Genomic DNA, 21892 nt, shown 5'->3' with positions numbered 1-21892 from the left:
ACTACCATGTCTCGCCTGCAAATGGTGGGCGTGACAGGTCTTGTGCTGGCCCAGGCATCCCTTCGTGATGTCTGGTTCTTATTGCTGTTCTTTTGATCTGGGAGTGAGCGGGGTGCCGATGGGCGCGAGTCGTAGGGAGTTTCTGCTGGGAGCCGCGGCTGTAGCGGCAAGTGCGCCTCTTTCGTCACTGGCGCGCGCGGCATCGCTGAATGCGTCACCGTTTCTCCTGGAGTCAGGCGGCGGTGTGCTGACGAGCCTTCGCTTTGCGGGCGACGCCTTCCCAACCAACTATGTGGCAAGCGGGCAGGCGCTGGGGCATATCGACATTAGCTGGCGCAACGGAAGCGGCGCGTGGCAGCAGCTTCAAACGAGCGAGAAGGGGATCGAGGCGAAGGTGCTTCCTGCCGAGGGCGGAGGCACTGCGGCCGAGTATCGCGCAAAGGGTGAGTCGGGAGATGCGCTGCGGGTGACATCGCGGCTTGAACCGCAAGGGCAGCTCTTGCAGTGGACGATCACGCTCGAAAATCTGGGCTCACAACCGCTCGAGATTGGTGACCTCGCAGTGCCTTTGCCGATGCACTCGAGCTTCGCGGCGAAAGAACCTCCGACTGCGTCGGTGCTGAAGCATCATTTCATCTCAGGTGATGGATCGTACCTCTTCTGGATGCGCAAGAACAGCGTAGGGCCCTACCTGGTGATGACGCCGGAGCACGGTACCCATCTCGAGTACTGGGATCACACGCCAGCTCATCGCCGGCCGGAGCAAGGAAGCCAACAAACGCCGGCACCCGCTGACGGCCGGGCGCAGCGGCCAGTGTTTCGGGCATATATGCATTCTGTGGCTGCGGCCGAAGAGATTGCGCAGCGAGGAGGCCGATGGCGGCAGCCGCATACCGGTGAGACACTCCCTCCGGCAGGTGCCAAAGGATCTGTGCGGACGTATGCCTTTCAGCTTGCATGGGCATCCGACTACGCCGGAGTGCGAGAGAGGATCGTCGACGCAGGCCTTCCGGATGTGGAGGTCGCACCGGGCATGACGGTGCCGAGTGACCTCTCTACCTGTGTAGCCATTCGTTCGAAGGACGGCGTGCAGGCGCTTGAAGCCGAGCATCCGGAGCGAACGAAGATTGAGCCGCTGGGGGAGCGCAATGGGCGGCAGCTGTATCGTGTGAGCTTTGCAGCGCTGGGTGAGAACATGCTCACCGTGCGTCAGCGGGACGGACGTGAGACGAGGTTGGAGTTCTTCGCGTGTGAGCCCGTGGAGACGCTGCTTCACAAGCGAGCCGCGTTTATTGCCAGGCACCAGGTGCGTGACGCGAGCAAGTGGTATGACGGTCTTCTGTGCGAATGGGCGATGGATACGCATGTGCAGCTCGGCCCGGAGAACTATGACCGCATCAAGGGCTGGCGTGTATACGAGGTGACCTGCGACGATCCGGGGCTGAGCAAGCCTGCGTTCCTCGCGAGCAAGAATGCTGAGTTTCCCGATCCAGCGCAGGTCGAAGCGCTCGACCACTATATCGATCGCTTTGTATGGGGCGGACTGCAGCGCACAACCGATGAGAAGTACAGCTACGGCATCTACGGAATTCTCGACTGGAAGCAGAATCGGGATAGCTCGGACCCGGGACCGAAGGGCAAGCTTCATATCTGGCGGCCGTACGATTACTCGCACATCGTGGTGATGTACTTCAGCATGTACAAAATTGCGCGCGGCTATCCCGGCATCACGATGAAGCTGGATAAGTCCGTGTATCTGGAGCGCGCTTACGGAACGGCGCTGGCCATGTTCACGGTGCCGATGGAAGTGACGCAGTGGTCGGCGTATGAAACAGGCTTCTATAACGAACTGGTGATTCCGCAGCTGATCGACGAGCTCGATGAAAATGGCAGGCATGACGAGGCTGCTGCGTTGCGCGCGCACTGGGAAAAGAAAGTTGCATTCTTCATCAGCGGCCAGCCGGATCTGTTCGGCTCCGAGTATGCCTTCGACTCCACTGGCTTCGAGTCGACGCAGGCGATTGCCCGATACGCGCTTGCGCATCCGCAGACGCCCGGGATTACAGCAGAGGCAACGAAGAAATTCGCTCTCACGCAGATGCAGGCGAACCTCTTCTGCCGGGGCGTTGTCGAGAAGGCCTATTACTACTACGGCAGCGACTATCGCGGAGGAGCTGGCGACAGCTTTACGCTGACCTATATGTCGCAACTAGGAGGCTGGGCCGTACTCGATCACGCGCTGTATGAGCGCCGCGTGCCGGATGCAACCGTGCGGCTTGGGTACGCAAGCTACCTCAGCGCATTTGCCCTGATGAATACCGGAACGGCCGAAACAGGTTACGGCTATTGGTTCCCGGGTGAAGAAAGCGATGGCGGCTCGGGCGGAGGCTTCGAGCCCGCGGCGTATGGAATGACCTGGCTGGGACAGCCGCATCATCGCGGTCCCTGGTACTACTCGTCCGAGTCAGATCTTGGATACTGCGGCGCCGTGCGTACCGCGGCGACGATCGTTGCAGACGATCCGGTCTTCGGCCTGTTCTGCTTCGGTGGCGAAATGCGCGACCGTGGATCTTCGCTGGAGATTGTGCCTCGCGACGGCCTGCGCCGCAGGCTGCATCTGCGGACATCGAGCCAACAAATCGATCTCGAGATTGGCGGTGCAAGGTTTGCGAAGGAGCGGCCGATCACATCCTCTAAGGGAAAGATGCGGTTCCTGTTTCACGTCGAAACGGATCCAAATGCAACCGGTGAAATGACGCTTCGGATCGCGGGACTGCCCGCTGGAAACTATCGCGTGCGCTGTGGCGGGCAGAGCATCGAGCTCTCGCCGGAAACAGGCATTGCGCGCTTTCAAGTGCCTGCTTCGAGTGAACAGGCAGAGGTGGAAATTCTTAGTGCGTGAATACAAATGAGAGGGCAGGAGCGGTATACGCTCCTGTCCTCTCATTCAGCGGATCAAGGTAGTCGCTACCCAAGCTTTTGAATCTTGCTGCGTAGCGTCTTCGCGGCTTCGGCGGGATCCTTTGCTCCGTAGATGGCCGCGCCGGCAACCGCAATTGTCGCGCCTGCGGCTTCCACTGCGCCGATGCGTTCGGTGTTCACGCCGCCGGCAACCGAGAACGGCACATCGGCATTGCGTCCGGCTTCCAGCAGATTTTCGATCGAGTAGCCGGCCTGCGCCTGCTCGTCGAGGCCCGCATGCAGCTCCACCCAGCTCACGCCCAGATCCTTGAGCTCCTTCAGGCGCTTCGGCTTGTCGGCCACGCCGATCATATCTGCAACCACGTGCTTGCCGTGTGCCTTGCCGGCCTTCACGGCTCCTGCGATGGTGCTGTCGGCCGCGGAGGCGAGCACCGTCATGATGTCGGCTCCCGCCTTGAAGGCAAGCTCCGCTTCCAGTTCGCCCGCATCCATCGTCTTCATGTCGGCGAAGACCAGCTTGTCAGGATATGCGGCCTTCACATTCGAGACGACGCTGAGTCCCTGCTGCTTGATAAGCGGGGTGCCCAGCTCGATGACGTCGACGTGCTCTGCAACCTTGTGCAGCAGCGAAAGGGCGTCGGCGGTGGAAAGAAGATCAATAGCAACTTGCAGTTTCATTTACGACTCCGTACTTGGGAATTATTCAAGGTTGGCGTGGCGCTTCCATAGGTCCGCGGCCGATTCGCCGCGCTCGCGCCACAGTTGGAAGAAAATCGCGTCGGTGAGCAGCAGCACGCTTTGCTCGAAGAGGGAACCGGCGTACTGCTGCGAGATGCTCCCGTCGTGGTCCTGTTTTGTCACTGCGGGGATAACAATTTGCCAGTCCGCGAGCAGACTGAGCGGAGATGCGGGGGCGGTGGTAATGGCCAGCAGCTTCGCACCGGCGTTCTTCGCAACCTGCGCGGCCTGCACCGCTCCGGACGTGCTGCCCGAACCGGAGGCCACAACCAGCAGATCGCCGGAGAGAATGGCAGGCGTGGTTACCTCACCTGCAACGTGCACCTCGAGGCCGAGGTGCATCCACCGCATCGCTGCCATCTTCAGAGCGAGGCCGCTGCGGCCTGCACCTACGGTGAAGACGCGTTGCGCGCTCAGAAGAGCATGCCGGGCGGCGAGGAGCTGGGATTCCGGAACAGCGCTGATGCAGCTGTGCAGTTCTTCGAGGATGAGGGAACGAGGCTCAACGCGGGGTTCGGCTACAGAGGTCACACAGCGAGCATGGCATCGGGACGAACGCAGAATCCAACAGGAAATCCGGATGGTTCATCGGGATTTCCTATTGATCTGAGACTAATGAGCTGAGCTTTTTTGCCCTGGGCGCAAGAAACTGCCTGTGCGCATCCAGCATCTCTCGAATCGCTGCGACGACCCTCGGCGAATGCGCCAGTTCCATGAACGAATGCACCGAGGCAGGCAGGGGATTGAGGCGCGCTGTTACGAAACCGACGTTGGCCTGGACTGCGGCGCTTCTCCGCAAGGGCACCGCGCGCAGATCCGGCGATGGCGAGAGTGCTCCGGCAAGTGATTGCGGCAGGAGCGTGGACCATGAGCCGGAACGCACATGCGCAGCCAGCACTGCGGGCGAATCCGTGTAGAGCACCTTTGATGCGCCTGCCAAATGATCGTTCAGGGCCGCCGGCAACCCCGATGTCAGCAGGCACAGAGGGCGTGCGAGCACATCTTCCCACTTGAACGGCGCGGCCTGCGATTGCGGTGCCGAGGTGAAGTACAGAATGCGTTCACTGTAGAGCAGATGCGTAGCGAAGGATTCACTTACGGAGTCATCGATGTAGGTGAGTACGATATCGAGCTCGCGGGCGCGGAGCAGGTTGAGAAGCTCGGGCGAGCTCGCGGTACGGATCGAGAGGTTCAATGCCGGAGCGAGTTCGCTGAAAGGAACGGTGAGCACCGAGCCGAGAGGCACGGTCGCGGGCAGCACGCCGATGCGGAAATCGCCCTGCATACCGTTGTCTCGAAAGCTCTGCAGTTCCTGCTTCAGGCGAAGGCAGTCGTCCATCATCTGCTGCGCCCATGCAAGAACGCGCTCGCCCTCGAGTGTAAAGCCCTCAAAGGTGCGCCCACGCTTCACGATGCGCACGTCCATGTCCTCTTCCAGCTGCTTGATGCCGCCGGAGAGTGTGGGCTGCGAGACGCTGCACGCCGCAGCTGCTCTAGAGAAGTGACGCTCCTTCGCGAGCGCGAGAAGATATTCGAAATTACGGATGATCACTGGATCCGCACCTGCAAAATCCAGACCTTTGCTGTACCCATACACTCTCAGGATAAAGCTTCGGCTCGTGATCGGAGGAAGTCACGCTCCGGACAGCGATAAGCCTTAATGCGCAGCCGTGCTCTTGCCTCCGACGGCAAACGGACGTGTGAGCAGCACGATCGGAGCGGCTGCGAGCGTGAGCACGCCGACAATCAGGAAGCAATCCATGAAGCCGAGAAAATGCGCCTGCGCCTGCAACCGGGAATAGATGTAGTTGTAGGCGGCGCGCCCCGCATCGGTTGGAGACATGCCGTGGGCGCCGAGGTAGTGTGTGACCTGAGTGATCTGCTGCTGCACCTGAGGTGTCGGCGCGGAGAGGTTTGCGCCGACTACGGACTGATGAAACTCCATGCGGCGGTCTGACACCGTGTTGATGAAGGCGATCCCGAAGCTGCCGCCCCAGTTGCGGAAGAAATTGGTAAGAGAGGAGGCCTTGTTGTTCTGGTTTGGCTTGAGCTGGGAGTACGCAATCATGGTTAAAGGAACAAAGAAGAAGGCGTAGCCGAGCCCCTGCAACGCGCGAGCCCATGCGTAATGCGCGTAATCCGTGTCGAGATTGAAGCGGCTGTAATGCAGGAATGAGATGCCGACAATCAGTACTGCTCCGAAGAGCATATAGCGCGGTTGGATGAAGCCACGTTGTACGATCTGCGCCCCCACGGGCGCGAGCATGGTAATGACAAATGCACCGGGACCGAGCACCAGGCCTGCATCGATCGCGCGATACCCGTAAAGCGTCTGCAGAATCTGCGGGATCATCGTCGTCGAAGCAAAGAGTCCGAAGCCGAAGATGAAGTAAAACAGATTGGCGATCGCGAAGTTCGGCGTACGCAGCAGCCGGAACTCAATCACGGGATCATCCTGCTTTAATTCCCAGACCACTGCGGTCAACAGGCATACGATTGCCAGCACGCAGGTCCAGAGAATAAAAGGGGATCCGAACCAGTCATCGATCTCTCCCCGATCGAGCACCACTTCGAGCGCGCCCGATCCGAACCCGATGAGGGCGATTCCCAATCCATCGATCTTGAGTTTTCCGGCAGCCGTTCGCACGGTCTTGCGCTCTTCCGCAAAGCCGGGCGGGTCGTGAACGAAGCGGCTCGTCAGCACCATAGAGAGTATGCCGACGGGAATGTTGATGAAGAAGACCCAGCGCCAGTTGTAGTTGTCGGTAATCCACCCACCGAGCACCGGGCCGATGGCAGGAGCCGTAACAATCGCCATGGTGTAAAGGGCGAAGGCCGCGGCGCGTTTATTGGCTGGAAAAGTATCCACCAGAATCGCCTGCTCGACCGGAGCAAGACCGCCGCCTCCAATCCCTTGAAGAACGCGGGCCAGCAGCATGATGCCAAGACTCGGAGCGATGCCGCAGAGGAAGGACGTTACCGTGAAGAGAGCGACGCAAAGCAGGTAGTAATTGCGTCTGCCCAGAACGCGTGAAAGCCAGGCCGACAAGGGGAGAACAACTGCGTTGGCGACGAGGTACGTGGTCAGGATCCAGGTGACTTCGTCGTAGGATCGACCCAGGCCACCGGCGATATAGGGAAGCGATACATTTGCGATCGAGGTGTCCAGCAGCTCCATGAAGGTCGCCAGCGTAACGGTCAATGCGATGACCCAGGGATTGACCGGGGCTCGGGACGCAGGGGATGCCTGCGGCGAGCGGGCGGTGGCGGCGGCTGTAGCCAAGGAAAACCTCGAGGACTAAAATTGAGACCGAACGGTCCCGTATGTGCATCTGATTCATCAGATTTGAGACCGATGCGTCTTTTTTTAGCGGAGGGGCGAATGCGTGAGATGAGCAAAGGTGAGGTGACTCGGCAGAGAATCATCGAAATGGCAGCGCCGCTGTTCAACCAGCGAGGCTTTGCCGGATGCTCCATGCAGGACATCCTTGATGCGACAGGGTTGCGGAAGGGCGGAATCTATCGCCACTTCAGCAGCAAGGAAGAGCTCGCCGAGGAGGCCTTTCGCTACGCGTTATCCCAGGCAGTAAAGATACGGATCCCTCACGGGGACGCATCGATGAACACAGTCGCGCGGCTGCGTGAGGTGATCGCTCAGTTTGTCGAGAAGCCATCTGCGGTGCCGGGTGGCTGCCCCATCCTGAATACAGCGATCGATGCGGACGATGGCAACCCGGTGCTGCGCAAACTGGCGCAGGAGGGACTGAAGGACTGGCGTTCCCGCATCTCCGGCATTGTGCAGGAAGGCATTGCGCGAAGAGAGATTCGCCCGGACATCGAGCCGCGGGCGCTGGCGAACACCATCATCGCGACACTGGAGGGCGCGCTGATGATCAGCCGTCTCGAAGGCTCGAGGAGCGCCTTGCGGGATGCCAGTACGCTGCTCGACGAGATGGTGACGCGAGTCGCGCTGCCCGCGAAATAAGCGCGTAAACGAGAAGCGGGCAATCTCGTCTGAGATGGCCCGCTTCTGCCTGGAACAGGTTGCAGTTAGAAGTTGTAGTGCGCGGAGAACTGCAGGCGGCGTTCAGTGGAGCGGATCGACTGTTGCTGTGCGATCTGCCCGAAGGTGGCGGAGTTGACGCCGGTCTGCGGATTGCCGTAGCTCACCAGGTTAAAGGCGTTGAAGGCATCGAAGCGGAAGCCGATCAGCTGCTCCTTGAACGTGTGGAAATCCTTGAAGGCCGACATGTCCACGTTCTTGTAATCCGGTGCGCGGAGGGATCCGTTTCTCGCCGTGCCGAATGCGGTGCCGCCGGTGGAATTGGAAGCCGGCAGACCGAAGGCGCAGATACCGTCATCCACGCCCGCAGGGCAGACGTCGGTAGCGGAAGGATCGGTGCCGTACCAGTGCTCAATGCTGCGGTTGACGACCTTGATCTTGCGGTACTGGTTCGGACGCGACTCGCCATAGCTCTGGGAGTTATTGCCCGGACCGGTGGCCGTCTCAGGGAAGCCCGACCAGATGACACCCGCAGCGGAAAGCTTCCATCCGCCGATGACTTCATCGAGCCAGCGATTGACGTTGCGACCGAACTCCTGGCCGCGGCCAACCGGCAATGCGTAAACGGGCGTGAAGGACAGGTTATGAGTTGCGTCGTAGCCGGCCGGACCGTAATCCGCACCGCTGTTGTAGTAGTTCTGGAACGCGCCGCTGTAGCCGTTGACGCCCAGGGAGTAGTTACCCAGGCTGTTCGTCATGGCCTTGCCGTAGGTGTAGTTCACCGTGAATTCCAGCCCATGGCTCAAACGCTGGCGCAGCACCGACTGCAGCGCGTTGTAGTTCATCATGGCGCGGGATTCGGTGATGAGCAGGGGATTCGATCCAATCGATTCCGAAGGATCAGGCGCGTTTACACCGATGTACTGGTTGTTGTAGTAGGGCGCAGAGGTCGGATCGCCGTTGACGAGGTACTGATTGACGTTGCCGTAGTCCTCAATGTGCTGGCCCTGTTCGCCGATGTAGCCAACCTGCAGGGAGAGAGTGTGTGTCAGCGCGTATTCAGTGGTGAGGTTCCACTCCTGGATGTACGCCGGCTGAATATCCTGCGGATAGACGTTGTAGGTGCCGCCGTAGCTGGTCGTGCCGCCCGAGAAGCCTTGTTCCGCGGTGCGCGGCGCTTCGCCAGGGTTGCCGGCGGTCGGCGCGACCGTGGTTACGTTGACCGCCTGGATGAACGGCGTGATCGAGGTTAGGCGCTGGTTGGAGGAGTTGCCCTCATAGAAGCTGGTTGCGCCGTAACCGCCTCGCACCACGAAGCGGTCCGTCGCCTGCCACGAAAAGCCCAGGCGCGGCTGCCACTGGCGATAGTTGCCCTCATAGCATCCCGAGTGCGCGCAGATGCCCGATCCGGCAGGCGCGCCAACCGGAACCACCTTCTCGTACTGCACCTGTCCCGTGGCCAGATCGATGTTGCCGGTCTTATTGTTCTGTTCCACCCACGGCTGATCGAACTCCCAGCGCACACCGATGTTCAGCGTCAGCTTCGGCGTCGCCTTGTAGTCGTCCTGCACATAGCCGGCAATGCGCCACTGGCGCTGACCGACGTTGTTGCTGGCGAGCGTGACAGCTGCGGAGTTGACACGGTCCAGCACGAAGTCCGCCGGGCCCCAGCCCTTGCCATCCGTCTCCGAGAGGTTGTTTGTATAAGCGCCGCTGTAGGAGAGGCTGCCGAGGTAGCCGTTGTTGTTCGAGGTGGGGTAGTTGTTCTGGTAGCGCACTGCCTGGATGCCCATGGCAATGGTGTGCAGGCCGCGCTGCCAGGTCACGTCATCGATGTAGCTATAGGTGTTGTCGGTCAGGCCTTGGTCGAAGGCCTCGTTACCCATGCCAGTGATGGTGCCGCTCGAAATCCCCTGGTAGGTGAAGCCGTCGTACTGCTGGTTTGCGAAGGAAATGCCGACGACGCTGTCACCGTTCGTACCGAACTTGCCGGTGGTATCGACCGGGAGGGCCTGGTCCCAGATGGTGCGGGTGAAGCCGATATGCGCGGAGTTGATCAGCGCCGGGGAGAAGGTGTGAACCCAGTTCGCGCCGAAGAGCTTCGTGGGATAAATGTCCACACCCGGGAACGAAATCGCCAGCACCGGTACCGAGCCGTCATAGGCGGTCGACATCGAGTAGAAGCCGGTGATCTTGTCCGTTGCAGATGGATCGTATTCGATCTTGATGTCGCCCTGGTTGTTGGCGCTGTAGCTGCGCGTAGGCGCGGTGTAGTTGTCGAGGATCGGGTTGCCGTTTACCTCGCGGTTCGGCGCCGGATAGATGCTCGGATTGGCGAACAGAAACTTCGCGACCGGATTGTTGATCGTGATCTGGTTATTGGCGTAAGGCGCGAAGTTGTTTTCCGGGTTGTAGAGCTGCACGCCGTACTGCGAAAGCACGTCGGAGAAATCGCCCGTGCGCTCTGCCGCGGTGAATACGCTGGCTGTGCCGACACCGCCCGAGTGGTGGCGCGATCCCAGATAGTCGACGAAGAAAAAGAGCTTGTCGCGGATGATCGGACCGCCGAAGGTGGCACCGAACTGTGCCTGGGAGAAAGGATTGATCGGGTTGCCGAGATAGTCGTTCTGCCACGAGTTGGCATTCAGCCGGTAATCCTGCACCAGGCCGTAGACAGAGCCGTGGAACTGGTTGGTGCCGCTCTTGAGCACGCTCACCACGTCGCCGCCGTTCACGTTGCCGTATGCAGCGGGCGCGTTCGCGGTCATCACCTGAATCTGTTCGAGCGCCTGCGGGGCAGGGCTGTAGGAGATCAGGTTGTTGAAGGTCTCATTCATGTCGATACCGTCGAGCGTGTAGTTGTTCGCCTGCGCGCGGTTACCGTTCATGCTGGGAGTGTCGGTGTACTGGGTGCTGCGTTCGATGCCTGTCGTGCCCGAGGTTCCGGCCGTATCGATCGAGCCCGGCATGTAGAGCGTGATGGCCGAGAAATCCTGGCCATTGAGCGGGAAGTTGCCGATGATGTTGCTGGTAAAGGTGCTGCTCAGGGTTGCGTCGTTGGTATCCAGAATTGGTGCCGCGGCGCTCACGTTGACCGTGGTGGCGGCAGAACCCAACTCGAGTTTCACATTGAAGTTGGCAATCTGGTGAATTTCAAGAGAGAAGGCGGGAATCTCTGCCTTCTGGAAGCCATTTGCGGTGATAGAGACCGAGTAATGGCCGATTGCAAGGTAGTCGGCGCGGTAGAAGCCGCTCTCGTTCGTCTTTGTCGGCGTGTCGACGCCGGTATCGATGTTGTGTGCGATGACCTGAGCCCCGGGGATGACGGCGCCGCTGGGGTCTGTTACCTGTCCGGTAATGCTCTGATTGACCGTTTGGGCAAGAGATGCGGATGCAAACAGGCACATCGCAAGACACGCGAGTGCCAGCATACAGATGCGTTTCATGAACTCTCCTTTTTCTCTACCTGCGAACAACCAGCGCGTCCCTTCGGGCTGAACCCGGACGGGTGAGCGAAATAATGGCCCTACCTGAAACGCTCCTCCTGCCGCATATTTCCATCTCTGGGAAACACGTCGTAGACAAGGGAGCACTTCAAGGTAATACGGGCAGGCAGGCGGTGTCCATGTATAAAGTGAGCGCTCCCAATCGAAATTGTGAAAAGTTCTGAAAACGGAATGCGCGTGACGGCAAACGGGAATTCATATTGCCGCGATGATCGCTCTGCAGGGAACGCCAGTGTCATCGACCTATCGTTCTCTGATCCAGTGGGGGAATGAAGCGCTCGCGCTGGATGAGTGCCGCGATCTGAGAAAAATTGACTCTCAGCGACGACCGCGCGAAGAAGCATAACAAGCTCTAGACATTGCAATGGCTGAGTGTTAGCCAGCGTTGCCCTTCCACTCGTTTTCAGCGAGATGTGAGCGCTTGCGCTTCAATTTGATTGAAATAGTCAAAAACGATCAACAATATGATTGCAATTTGCTGATTGGATCAATACATTGCCATTCATCGGGTTTTCATATCCGACTTTGTGGAGGCTGTATGTTTCGAAAATTTGAGGCTGGTGGGTGTAGCCCGCAGCGGAGGACGACCTCGCGGGCGCTCCGTCTAGCGCTCTTTGCCACGGCTCTGCTGGGATCGACGGTGGTGCCGTTCCGTATCGGCATGGTGGCGTATGCCCAGAACGCGCAGGGATCTATCCTCGGTCACGTGGTGGACAGCACGGGAGCAGTGATTCCCGGCGCCCAGGTGACAATTACCAATCTGGGCACGAATGTGAAGGTGGTTCTGCCGACCAACGGCAGCGGTGACTATGTGGCGCCGCAGCTCAACCCGGGACCCTACCAGATCACCGTTACGGCTCCGGGATTTTCGACGGAGAGTTCGTCGCAGCTGACCCTCGAAGTCGACCAGAAGCTTCGTCAGGACTTCAAGCTTTCCGTGGGCTCAGCCGCATCGACGGTGACGGTTTCGGCGGATACGCAGATGCTCCACACCGACGACACGACGATCGGCCAGGTGATGGATGACAAGCTGATCCAGGCGCTGCCGGTGAACGGCCGCGACTTCACTAACCTTATGCTGACCAACGTGGGCACGAACATCACTCCCGGCGGCTCGGGTACGGACTGGTCCTTCCATGGTCTGAACAACACCTACATGGAAGTCAGCGCGGATGGCGCGCAGGCCCAGACCACCAGCTACAGCGTCGATGGTATCTACGACGCGGACTTCTTCTTCAGCGTGCCCATCAACATTCCGAACGAGCTTTCCGTTCAGGAATTCAAGATGATGAACGGCATGTACGGCGCGCAGTACGGCTCGGGCGTGTCACAGGTCAACGTGGCTATCAAGTCGGGTACGAACCAGCTGCACGGCGCGGCGTACGAGGCCCTCGAAGCGAACTGGCTGGAGCCGGACAATCAGTACCAGGCAGCAGAGAATGTAGCGACGGGCTCCGACACCTCTACCAGCCCGGACTTCCATCAGCACCAGTTCGGGGGTATGCTGAGCGGCCCGCTGGTGATCCCGCACGTGTATGACGGCCGGAACAAGACATTCTGGTTTGGCAGCTATGATCAGGGGCTCTACACGAAGGTCAACAGCCCTTCGACGGATTTCGTACCGACGGCAGCGGAATTGGGCGGTGACTTTAGCGCCTACCCGTTCCCCATCTACGATCCAGAAACGACCGTTGCGAACGCGGCATATAACTCCAACAACGCACAGAGCCCGACGAACTCGCCGGTTATCCGTACGCAATTTGCGAACAACCAGATTCCGGCAAACCGTATCGATGCGGTCGCGGCGAACATCGCCAAATACTTCGACGCGGCGAACATCTCCTCCTGTAACGAGGCTTCCCATATTCTTGGCGGTTGCGATAACTACTCGGCAAATACCAAGACCACCAAGAACACCGGTGTAGGCACGGCGCGTATCGATCAATACATCGGGGCGGACGACCACGTTTTCCTGACAGCGAACGTAGGCAATCTTTCGCAGACGTCGACCGCCATCCGTTTCGGTCAGGGCGGACAGGTGTATACGCGTCCCAAGCTCTTCGGCGGAACTTGGAATCATACCTTCAACCCAAACCTGATGAATCAGGCGACGCTCGGCTATAGCCGTGACCACTTCCTGAGCGGTCCGAACACGGCTTACGGCCCGAACCTCTCCGAGGAAGCAGGTCTCGCGAACACGGTAGCAAACCCGGCGACGTATGATCTGCCGACGATCACGGTGTTCAATTACCAGGGGTTTGGCGGCGGCGAGCCGACGACCTATGCCGACAACATCTACCAGGGTGTAGACACAGTCACGTGGCTGCACGGCAAGCACACCTTCAACTTCGGTGTCGATTATCGCCGTGTCCAGCTCTATGAGTTCGACAACTACGACGGCACCGGTTCGCTGACCTTCAACGGCGAGTTCACCTCAGCCGTTCCGGGTTATGCAGGCTCGGCGCTTTCGAGCAATGGAGCCTACTCCTCGACGGCAGCCTATCAGGGCAACGCGCTGGCGGACATGCTGCTCGGCGATACCAGCTCTGCCGGCGGACCTCCGCCGATTGCTACCGATGATTACATCCTGTGGGGCAACAACTGGAACACCTTCTTCCAGGATGACTGGCGTGTGAGCGATCGTCTGACGATCAATGCCGGTCTGCGTTGGGAGCGTCCGGCGAACCTGCACACAGCACACAATGACGGCTTTGCCTTCCTTCCGGGGAATGGTGGCCAGTTCCAGTGGGCCAACTGCGCTTTCACCGCGCCGATTCTTGCTGCGGGGGGCAACTCGAACTACCTGCAATGCGGCGCAAGCAATACGCTCGTCCCGGTCGATAACAAGGACTTTGCTCCGCGTATCGGCTTCTCTTACCGCCCGGACGGCGTAAACGACAAGCTGGTGGTCCGTGGCGGCTTCGGTATCTTCTACGGTACCTATAACCGCTACTACGACGGTTCGCAGTACGACAAGGATCAGCTCTATAACGAAGCGGCTGCAACCTACACCACTCCTACCGGTGCAGAGACTGAGTCGACTGCGGTGGTCAAGAACCTCTGGTCGGCTCCTCTCAATGCCGATGAGCTTTTCCAGACTGCGGCCTACGAGTTCCCGTTCAATCAGGTCAACTGGCCGAAGAACCACACTCCGTACGATGAGCAGTGGTCGTTCGACACTGAGTACCAGCTCACTCCTTCGCTGATGCTCGATATCGGTTACGTGGGCGATCATGGCCTGCGCCAGCCGAGCCAGGACGTAATCGGCGCTGCCACGCCGCCGACGGTTGCCGGCGACTCGTGCAACTCGCTCTATGACAAGTCGCTCGCGACGGGCACCGATGCATACTGCCTCAGCGATCCGAATTTCCAGCCGCAGGATACGCGTACGCCATATGCCAATATGCCGTCGTACCTGTATGCGAACATCAACGGCTTCCAGTCGACCTACAACGCTCTCCAGGTGCAGCTCATCGAGCGGATGATTCACGGTCTTACCTATCACGTGAACTACACCTACTCGAAGACGATGGACCTGACCTCGGGTATTAACCTGATCAACGGGGAAGAGTCGCAGATTCAGGACCCGCATCATCCGTACAAGGAGTACGGTCTTGCGGGCTCGGATGAAACGCATCGCCTGGTGGCAACCTACGCATATGAGGTTCCCAAGGACCTGATTCACGTGGCCCATATGAACTGGCTGTTTGCGGGCTGGACCACGAGCGGCATCTATCAGCTTTCGAGCGGCTTCCCGTTCTCGATTGTCGGCGGCGTGAGCTCCGATCAGATGTCGTCCTACACCGGCCGCTTCCTGGCGAACTCGACCTATGCTCGCTCGTCGAGCTTCAAGAGCACGCTGGGTCAGCAGTTCAACACCTCGATGTACTCGACCCCGGAACTGGGCACTTACGGCAATACCAACAAGAGCCCGGAACGGACGCCTTACTTCACCAACTTCGACGCCAGCTTCGGCAAGACGACCCACATCGGTGAGCGTCAGGCCCTGCTGATCCGCGCGGAATACTTCAACATCGGCAGCACGTGGCACTCCAGCACAAGCCTGCTTTTCCCCGACTCGACGGTGACCGACTCGAACTTCGGATCGCTCATCAACAAGACGTACGGCAATGTCTCGCTGTGGAATCCTCACACTCTGCAGCTGACTGCGCAGTACAGCTTCTAAGGCATTCTTGACGTTGTCTCCGCCCGTCCCGGTAGATTAGGGACGGGCATTCTTTTTTCTGGAGGGTTTCGTGATGAAGTTTTTTGCAGGTGCGCTGGGCCTTGTCCTGGTCTCAATGTCTTCGATAGCGGGCAACGCGCAGACGCCGCTTTCTTACGAGTGCCAGCGGGCAACGTCTCCTATCCATATCGATGGCAAGCTCGACGATCCTGCCTGGCAGAAGGCGCCCTGGACGACGGACTTCGTGGATATTGAAGGCGACAAGCAGCCTCGGCCGAAGTATCGGACGCGCGTGAAGATGCTGTGGGACGATCAGTATCTATACATTGCGGCGGAGCTCGAAGAGCCGGATGTAAAGGCGACTCTCACCAAGCACGATTCGGTTATTTTTCACGACAACGATTTCGAAGTTTTCGTGAAGCCGCTGCCTGAGACCGAAAGCTACTACGAATTCGAAATCAACGCGCTGAATACCGGGTGGGATCTCTTTCTGCCGAAGCCCTACAACAAGGGAGGCAGTGCGGATAACAGCTGGGATATCGAAGGCCTGAAGACGGCCGTAGCGGTGCAGGGAACGTTGAACGATTCCCGGGATAAGGATCATGGCTGGACGGTGGAGATTGCCTATCCGTTGAGCGCCTTCGCTTCGCGGCAGACGGTGCCGCATCCCCAGTCCGGAACCACCTGGCGAATCAATTTCAGCCGTGTTGAATGGACCCCGGGCAAGCCGCGCGAGGACAACTGGGTATGGTCGCCGCAGGGCGTCATCAACATGCACGTGCCGGAACGCTGGGGTTACCTGCACTTTTCGGCCAAGGAATAAAGCTGGCAAAAGCGCTTCATTCCAAAGCCGGGATGAAGCGCTTCCGGCGTCGATCGAGTGACACCATTGGGCCTTATATATCGGTTTATCAACGTTATTCCTCTATGGCCGACAAATAATTGTTTCGACTCACTTCCGGATTTTGACTATACTGACAACAGTTTGTGGTGGTTTTGCAAATGGTGAAAATGTGGCCCTACGCGACATTTCACTCAGCCGGGATATTCATCTATCAACCGAGTAAGCGTGCAACCGTATCAGAGTTAGAAGCTTGATCCGCTCGCCGCAGATGCAGCAAAGCCATTCGTTCCCGAAACGGGCTTTGTCCGGTAACTATCACTCACGTGCAGTCTTCAACGCATAGCTGTTCTTCGTTCCCGTTTCTGCCGATTCGATGTCCTTCCAATTCCGATTCGTCGGAAAAGCAAATTACTCAGGGTCCCAGGTTGGAGTGAATTTGGTAGCTACAGGCATTTTGAGCAGAAAGGTATGCGCGCCTCTATCCAGTCCAGACATGCGCCATCGCCGCGCACGGGTATCGCTGCCCGGCAGGCGTGAGTGTCGTGCCGTCGGCGGAAGGGGCATCTTCTGTAGCGTGGCTGCGAGCGCCTCTCCTTCTCTGAAAAGTTTTGAGGACGTGAAAAAGATCTGTTCACCGCAGCTTCAAGGGACTTTTCTGCTCCGGGGCTGTGACCTGATTCTTAGTATTAACGCCTGATGCAGGAAACCGGTGATCGAAAAAAACAAGTATGGCCGGAAAACGCCTATGAACGGTCCGCAGGCAGTGGAAGCGGGCTCAAAGATTCCTGGCGATGGTGAGCTTACGATGAAAATTGCAGTTGTTCACGATTACTTCACGCAATCCGGTGGCGCCGAGCGCGTTGCGGAAGAGATCGCTTGTATCTTTCCTTCGGCGCCTGTCTTTGCTGCTGTGACCTTGCCAGAGCGAATTCCGCCGCGCCTGAAGAATCGCAAGTTTTTTACCTCATGGATGCAGCGGCTGCCGTTTATGCGCCAGTTGCACCGGATGTACTTTGCCTTTTACCCGCTGGGTGTCGAATCGCTCGATCTGAAGGACTATGACCTGATCGTGTCGAGCTCCTCGGGCTATGGCAAGGGCGTTCACTTCCGGTCGGATGCAGTGCACGTGTGCTACTGCCATACGCCGATGCGCTGGGCCTGGGAATACGGGAATTACTCCGCTCGCGAGCGCCATGGCCAGCTGATACAGGCGTTGATCAAGCCCGCAATCTCGCTTCTCCGCTGGTGGGATTTCAAAGCTGCGCAGCGGCCGACTTACATTCTGGCGAATTCGCAGAACGTCGCCGACAAGATCCGCAAGATCTATCGCCGCGATGCTGCCGTGCTGCATCCGCCCATCGATATCCACCGCTTCCGGCCGGCCTCCGGGCATGACGATTACTACCTCATCCTGGCGCGACTGGTTTCTTACAAACGCATCGATCTCGCCGTAGAGGCGTGCACAAAGCTCGGCCGCAAGCTGATGGTGATCGGCGAGGGGCCGGACCGCAAGCGTCTCGAAGAGATGGCGGGACCGACGGTGAAGTTTCTCGGCCGTCTGCCGGACGATGAGGTGGAACGCTATGCTTCGCGCTGCCGTGCGCTGATCTTCCCCGGCGAAGAGGATTTCGGCATGGCTCCGCTCGAGATTGCGGCGGCCGGACGCCCGACCATCGCCTATCGCTCAGGCGGCGCGCTGGAGACAATCGTCGAAGGTGTCACCGGCGTCTTCTTTGACGAACAGGACTCCGAGTCTCTGGTGAACGCCATCGAGCGCTTCGAACACCTGAACTGGGATTCAGCCGTACTGCGCGCTCATGCCTGCAAGTTCGGTGTGGATGCATTTCAGGAGGAGTTGCTGAAGTTCCTGGCGCGGGTAGGCATGCCGTATGGCAAGACGAGCGCTGTCGAGGCCAACCTCAAACTGAATCGCGCCGTTTCCTAAAGACAAACAACCAGTATGTAGACCTCGGGCCGATGCAATCCATGCATCGGCCCGATCTCATTTGCGTGCGAATCAGTGAGAGACGGGGTTCCTGCAGGTAAAGCTGCTGGCCTGTGCCGGATCTCCGTGCCCGTTGTAATGCGCCTGCTCGGGATAGGCGCAGAGAGGGCGCGTCATAGTGATGCCGGGCTTTGCGCCGCTTTCGGCATCGATCTTTGCTGCAATGACCGAATCGGGTGCCGGCCCCTGGTTCACCCAGTCTTCCAGGGCGCGATAGAGATTGTGCTGCGCATCATCCGGGCCGGTGCCCGGCGCCCATCCGAACTGGCCGAAGCTGCTGGGTCCCGGACCGTTCATGCAATGCTGCATTCCGGGAACGAGAAACAGCCGCACGTAGGACGCATAGGCCGGATCGACCTTGCGGACGGACTCGTAGTACTGGATGGTGCTGAGCGGAGAGATCGCCGGGTCATTCCACCCGTGATAGAGAATCAGCTTGCCGCCGCGCGCGGCAAAGGGCCGCAGGTCGGGATCGGAAGCATTGAGATCTAAAGCTGTCTTCCGGGTCGCATCGACGATGGCCTTGTCCAGGGTGAAGCTCTTCCAGTCCCAGTGAGGATCGTCGTAGACCATGTTGGCGAAGTAATTCACGCCGAAGGCGACGCCGAGGCTGTGTCCGGGCTTGTCGCCGTAGATCCATGAGGCCCAGCCGCCGGGGCCGAGTTCGCCGCCCGGCATAGTCGGCGGATAGATCAGGTTTCCTCCGCCATCCAGGGTCGGTGCATAAAGAGTCTTGAGAACCGAGACTTGTGGCCGGGTAAGGCAGGCGTTTGTTTCAGACCCTTTACACAGCAGCGTCTCCGGATCGAAGCGGCAGGTGCGAGGGTCGTTCAGTATGCCGTCTTTCAGACCATCGTGCGCATCGCAGGCGTTCAGGACTGCCTTGGAGATGAGCGGAATCTTCTCCGGCGGAATGTAGCTGTCGGGCTCGAGGAGCATCGCCTTCGTCTTGCTCATACCGGCAGTCAGGAGATTGCTCCACAGATACGCAGGCGCGCCGGCGAGGATGCCGTCATAGTCGGCAGGGAAGCGCTGGGCCTCCATGAGGGCTTCACGGCCGCCGTCCGAGCAGGAAGCGAAGTAGGAATGGGCAGGCTGCTGCCCGTAGAAGGCAGCGATGACATCCTTCGCGCGCAGCGTCATGAGGTGGACAGCACGATAGCCGAAGTCTGCAATCTTCTCGGGATGATGAAGTGCCCATGACGCATCGGTGCCTTCGGCCGCATGGCCCGTATCCGTGCCTGCCGTGGCGTATCCTTGCGCGACGGAGAGTCCCATGAGGCTGTAGTAGAACGACCCTGCAAAGCCTCCGTTGCCCTGGCCGCGGAACTTGCCATTCCAGGCGGAGCGGGTGAGGGGCAGCCATACCTCGATGTGGATGTCGGAATCGGGTGTCGGCGTGGCGGTGATCCGCACGCGACAGAAGGAAGGAACAGCCTTGAACGTGGCTGCATCCTGCGGCGAGACCTTTGCGCCTGTGGGATCCGGAGGAAGAAATGCTCCGGCGGCGACGACGGAAGCGTCCGTGATCTGCGCGCCGGATAGAGTCAGGCTGGTGAGATGAGAGCAGGCCGAGGAGGATTGCTGTGCCAGTGCGGCAGCAGGCAGACAAAGGCCAGCAATAAAGGAAATGAGAAGGGTGAAGGGCAGCAACCGGGTATGCATGCGTTCCGACTCCGACAGAGGTTTCACACTGCGAGGGGAATGCAGCTGGCCCTCTGAGAGGATGGCCAGTGGTTCGATAGTGCGTTTCGCGTTACAGGGAATCCGGGCAGGCCCCGAATTGCTGCTCAAGCGCGGTCACGTCTTCCGCTTTCTTCGATCTCCAGGTCTCTTCCTTCCACTTCTTTACTTCAGGTGAGTCACTGGTCTCAAGCTCCTGATAGACGAAACTCAGCACCCGGTCGAGTGGCTCTTCGACCCATGTGTTGCCCTGGCCGTGGACGCGCGTAGCGCCCCTTTCCCAGCCGCGCGGCGTGAGGTGCCATTCGGTCCATTCTTTTCTGAGGGGCATAAAACTCTCCTTGCGAATGCGTTCGACGTGTCATTGTAACCCGCCGCGAGCAAGCCGGATGTTGGTGACAGGAAAGGGCATGGGTGAGAATGGAGGCATGATTCTCGAGACCTTTCCGGTAGGACCTCTGCAATGCAACTGCTCGATCGTGGGCGATGAGACGACGCGTGAGGCGATGGTCATCGATCCGGGTGAGAATATTCCGACGATCCTCGCGAGGCTGGCGCATCACGGCCTCACCCTCAAGCAGATTGTGGTGACGCACGGCCATATCGATCACGTGGGCGGAGCCATCAAGCTGAAGCGTGCGACTGGCGCGCCGATCCTGATGAATGAGCGCGACATGGAGCAGCTGGCCTTTATGAACGAACAGGCAGCGTGGCTGGGTGTCGAGACCCCGGAGGTCGGCGAGCCGGATGTGAGTGCGGAAGATGGAATGGTTGTGGGTATCGCCAACCACGCGGCGCAGGTGATCGCAACGCCCGGCCATACGCAGGGCTCAATCTGCCTGCACTTCGTGCCGGAGCAGCTACTGATTGCGGGAGATACGCTTTTCGCCGGATCGATCGGGCGGACAGACCTGCCTGGTGGCAACACGAGGCAGATCCTCACATCGATCCATGATCGCCTCCTGACGCTGCCAGGGGAGACGAAAGTCATTGCCGGGCACGGCGGAGCCACGACCATCGAGCGCGAAGCGAAAGGCAATCCCTTTTTGCGTTAAGCCTCGTAGCGCAGGCTACTGGGGCTGCTGATCGGTGGTCGTCGTCTGCTGCTGTTGCTGCTGGCGCATCTGCTGCAGCTCCTGGAACATCTGCTGCGGTGTGCGTGCGCCGTTTCCGTTGCTCTGGGGGTTCTGCTGCGGAGCGGGTTGCGGCGGAGGCTGCGGATTGTCATCCTGCTGCGGCGGAGGCGTGCTGTCGTCATCGTCCGCAGCGTCGTTTGTTACCGGGTGAGGCGCGTTCATGGCCGGCGACGGCGCCGCGCCGCGCGGCGAAAGTGTGATCTCGCTGGGGGTGCCCACGGAGGTCTTGCCGAACATGACGATGTTGTAGCCGGAGCCTTCCAGCAACTCGGAGAGAACGTCGCGGGGATCGCCCGGACCGTACACACCGAAGACGCGCTCGTCCTTGTTCATGCCGTTGATGGTCATCCCGCTCGAAGAAGCAACCTGCTGCAGGATGGCGGTGAGGCTCGAATTATTTGCCTCGACACTCAGCTTGCCGGCGGCCAGGTTGACCTTGGCGGGTTGCGAGGGCTGAGTCAGGAGCGATGGCGCAGTGGCATTCGCCGCGGCGGCCGCGGGCTGTTGAGGAGTGGCGGAGGCTGCGGGCTGGGAGGCCTGCTGGGTTGGAGGCTGTTGCTGGCGGAAGGCGATGGCTCCCTGCTGGGGATAGGTTCCCGGAGCCTGCATCACCTGAGCCGGCAGCAGCGGGGTCATAAGTGCACTGGCCGGGAGCAGCGCAGAGGCGAGAGCGAGCCGGTATGCGGCTTTGCGCGGAGAGTGACGGCGGTGCTGGGAGTCTTTGCGAATCATGGAAATATTAGCCGGCCTTCCGGGCGGGATGAGACCCGTGCAGAGGCGAACTCACCCAGGCCCTCTCTGTACTAGACTAGCAGTGGTTCCGGTTCGCTCATGACAGTCGCCAACCGGGCCTATTCATTATGCGCCTG

At 59.5% G+C, this 21892-nt stretch carries 14 protein-coding genes; 6 read left to right on the top strand and 8 right to left on the bottom strand.

The features are described 5' to 3' along the window. Window positions 1-118 precede the first annotated feature (118 nt). On the top strand, window positions 119-2902 hold the full coding sequence (locus tag QM649_RS05255) for a DUF5695 domain-containing protein (protein WP_415197967.1): 2784 nt from the start codon (window positions 119-121) through the stop codon (window positions 2900-2902). A 65-nt stretch (window positions 2903-2967) separates the two neighbouring features. On the opposite strand, the gene hxlA is transcribed toward QM649_RS05255, so the two are convergent. The 4 genes from hxlA to QM649_RS05235 form a co-directional block, all read right to left on the bottom strand. Then, complete coding sequence (gene hxlA / locus QM649_RS05250) at window positions 2968-3600, bottom strand: 3-hexulose-6-phosphate synthase (protein WP_415197966.1); 633 nt, start codon at window positions 3598-3600, stop codon at window positions 2968-2970. A 21-nt stretch (window positions 3601-3621) separates the two neighbouring features. Next, on the bottom strand, window positions 3622-4191 hold the full coding sequence (gene hxlB, locus QM649_RS05245) for a 6-phospho-3-hexuloisomerase (RefSeq protein ID WP_415197965.1): 570 nt from the start codon (window positions 4189-4191) through the stop codon (window positions 3622-3624). A gap of 67 nt (window positions 4192-4258) precedes the next feature. Beyond that, entirely contained in the window at window positions 4259-5212 is a 954-nt protein-coding gene (locus QM649_RS05240; RefSeq protein WP_415197964.1) for a LysR family transcriptional regulator, read from the bottom strand. Between the two features lie 105 nt (window positions 5213-5317). After that, window positions 5318-6943 (bottom strand): DHA2 family efflux MFS transporter permease subunit, encoded by a 1626-nt coding sequence (locus QM649_RS05235; protein WP_415197963.1) that lies wholly within the window; start codon window positions 6941-6943, stop codon window positions 5318-5320. 147 nt (window positions 6944-7090) lie between these two features. On the opposite strand from QM649_RS05235, the gene QM649_RS05230 reads away from it, so the two are divergent. Then, window positions 7091-7645, top strand: a complete 555-nt coding sequence (locus tag QM649_RS05230; protein ID WP_415197962.1) for a TetR/AcrR family transcriptional regulator — start codon at window positions 7091-7093, stop codon at window positions 7643-7645. Window positions 7646-7710: 65 nt separating this feature from the next. On the opposite strand, the gene QM649_RS05225 is transcribed toward QM649_RS05230, so the two are convergent. Then, complete coding sequence (locus tag QM649_RS05225; RefSeq protein WP_415197961.1) at window positions 7711-11109, bottom strand: carboxypeptidase regulatory-like domain-containing protein; 3399 nt, start codon at window positions 11107-11109, stop codon at window positions 7711-7713. 598 nt (window positions 11110-11707) lie between these two features. On the opposite strand from QM649_RS05225, the gene QM649_RS05220 reads away from it, so the two are divergent. The 3 genes from QM649_RS05220 (at window position 11708) to QM649_RS05210 (ending at window position 18144) form a co-directional block, all read left to right on the top strand. Further along, complete coding sequence (locus tag QM649_RS05220; protein ID WP_415197960.1) at window positions 11708-15355, top strand: carboxypeptidase-like regulatory domain-containing protein; 3648 nt, start codon at window positions 11708-11710, stop codon at window positions 15353-15355. A gap of 73 nt (window positions 15356-15428) precedes the next feature. Beyond that, window positions 15429-16178: a carbohydrate-binding family 9-like protein gene (locus tag QM649_RS05215; protein WP_415197978.1), complete on the top strand. Its 750-nt coding sequence runs from the start codon at window positions 15429-15431 to the stop codon at window positions 16176-16178. Between the two features lie 826 nt (window positions 16179-17004). Continuing rightward, window positions 17005-18144 (top strand): glycosyltransferase, encoded by a 1140-nt coding sequence (locus QM649_RS05210; RefSeq protein ID WP_415197959.1) that lies wholly within the window; start codon window positions 17005-17007, stop codon window positions 18142-18144. A 72-nt stretch (window positions 18145-18216) separates the two neighbouring features. Here the strand turns inward: QM649_RS05210 and QM649_RS05205 are convergent, their stop codons facing one another. Further along, window positions 18217-19869 (bottom strand): tannase/feruloyl esterase family alpha/beta hydrolase, encoded by a 1653-nt coding sequence (locus QM649_RS05205; protein WP_415197958.1) that lies wholly within the window; start codon window positions 19867-19869, stop codon window positions 18217-18219. A 91-nt stretch (window positions 19870-19960) separates the two neighbouring features. Continuing rightward, complete coding sequence (locus tag QM649_RS05200; RefSeq protein WP_415197957.1) at window positions 19961-20218, bottom strand: hypothetical protein; 258 nt, start codon at window positions 20216-20218, stop codon at window positions 19961-19963. A gap of 79 nt (window positions 20219-20297) precedes the next feature. Between QM649_RS05200 and QM649_RS05195 the strand changes: the two genes are divergently transcribed. Continuing rightward, entirely contained in the window at window positions 20298-20942 is a 645-nt protein-coding gene (locus QM649_RS05195) for an MBL fold metallo-hydrolase (RefSeq protein WP_415197956.1), read from the top strand. 15 nt (window positions 20943-20957) lie between these two features. Here QM649_RS05195 and QM649_RS05190 read toward each other — a convergent pair whose 3' ends face one another. Next, window positions 20958-21755 carry a hypothetical protein gene (locus QM649_RS05190; RefSeq protein ID WP_415197955.1) on the bottom strand — a complete coding sequence of 266 codons (798 nt, stop codon included), beginning with the start codon at window positions 21753-21755 and terminating at the stop codon, window positions 20958-20960. Window positions 21756-21892 lie beyond the last annotated feature (137 nt).

Origin of the sequence: Silvibacterium sp. (assembly GCF_047605705.1) — a bacterium.
Taxonomy (GTDB): domain Bacteria; phylum Acidobacteriota; class Terriglobia; order Terriglobales; family Acidobacteriaceae; genus Silvibacterium.
Note: the sequence above shows the minus strand (reverse complement) of the source record. Positions and strands in the feature narration are given on the sequence as shown.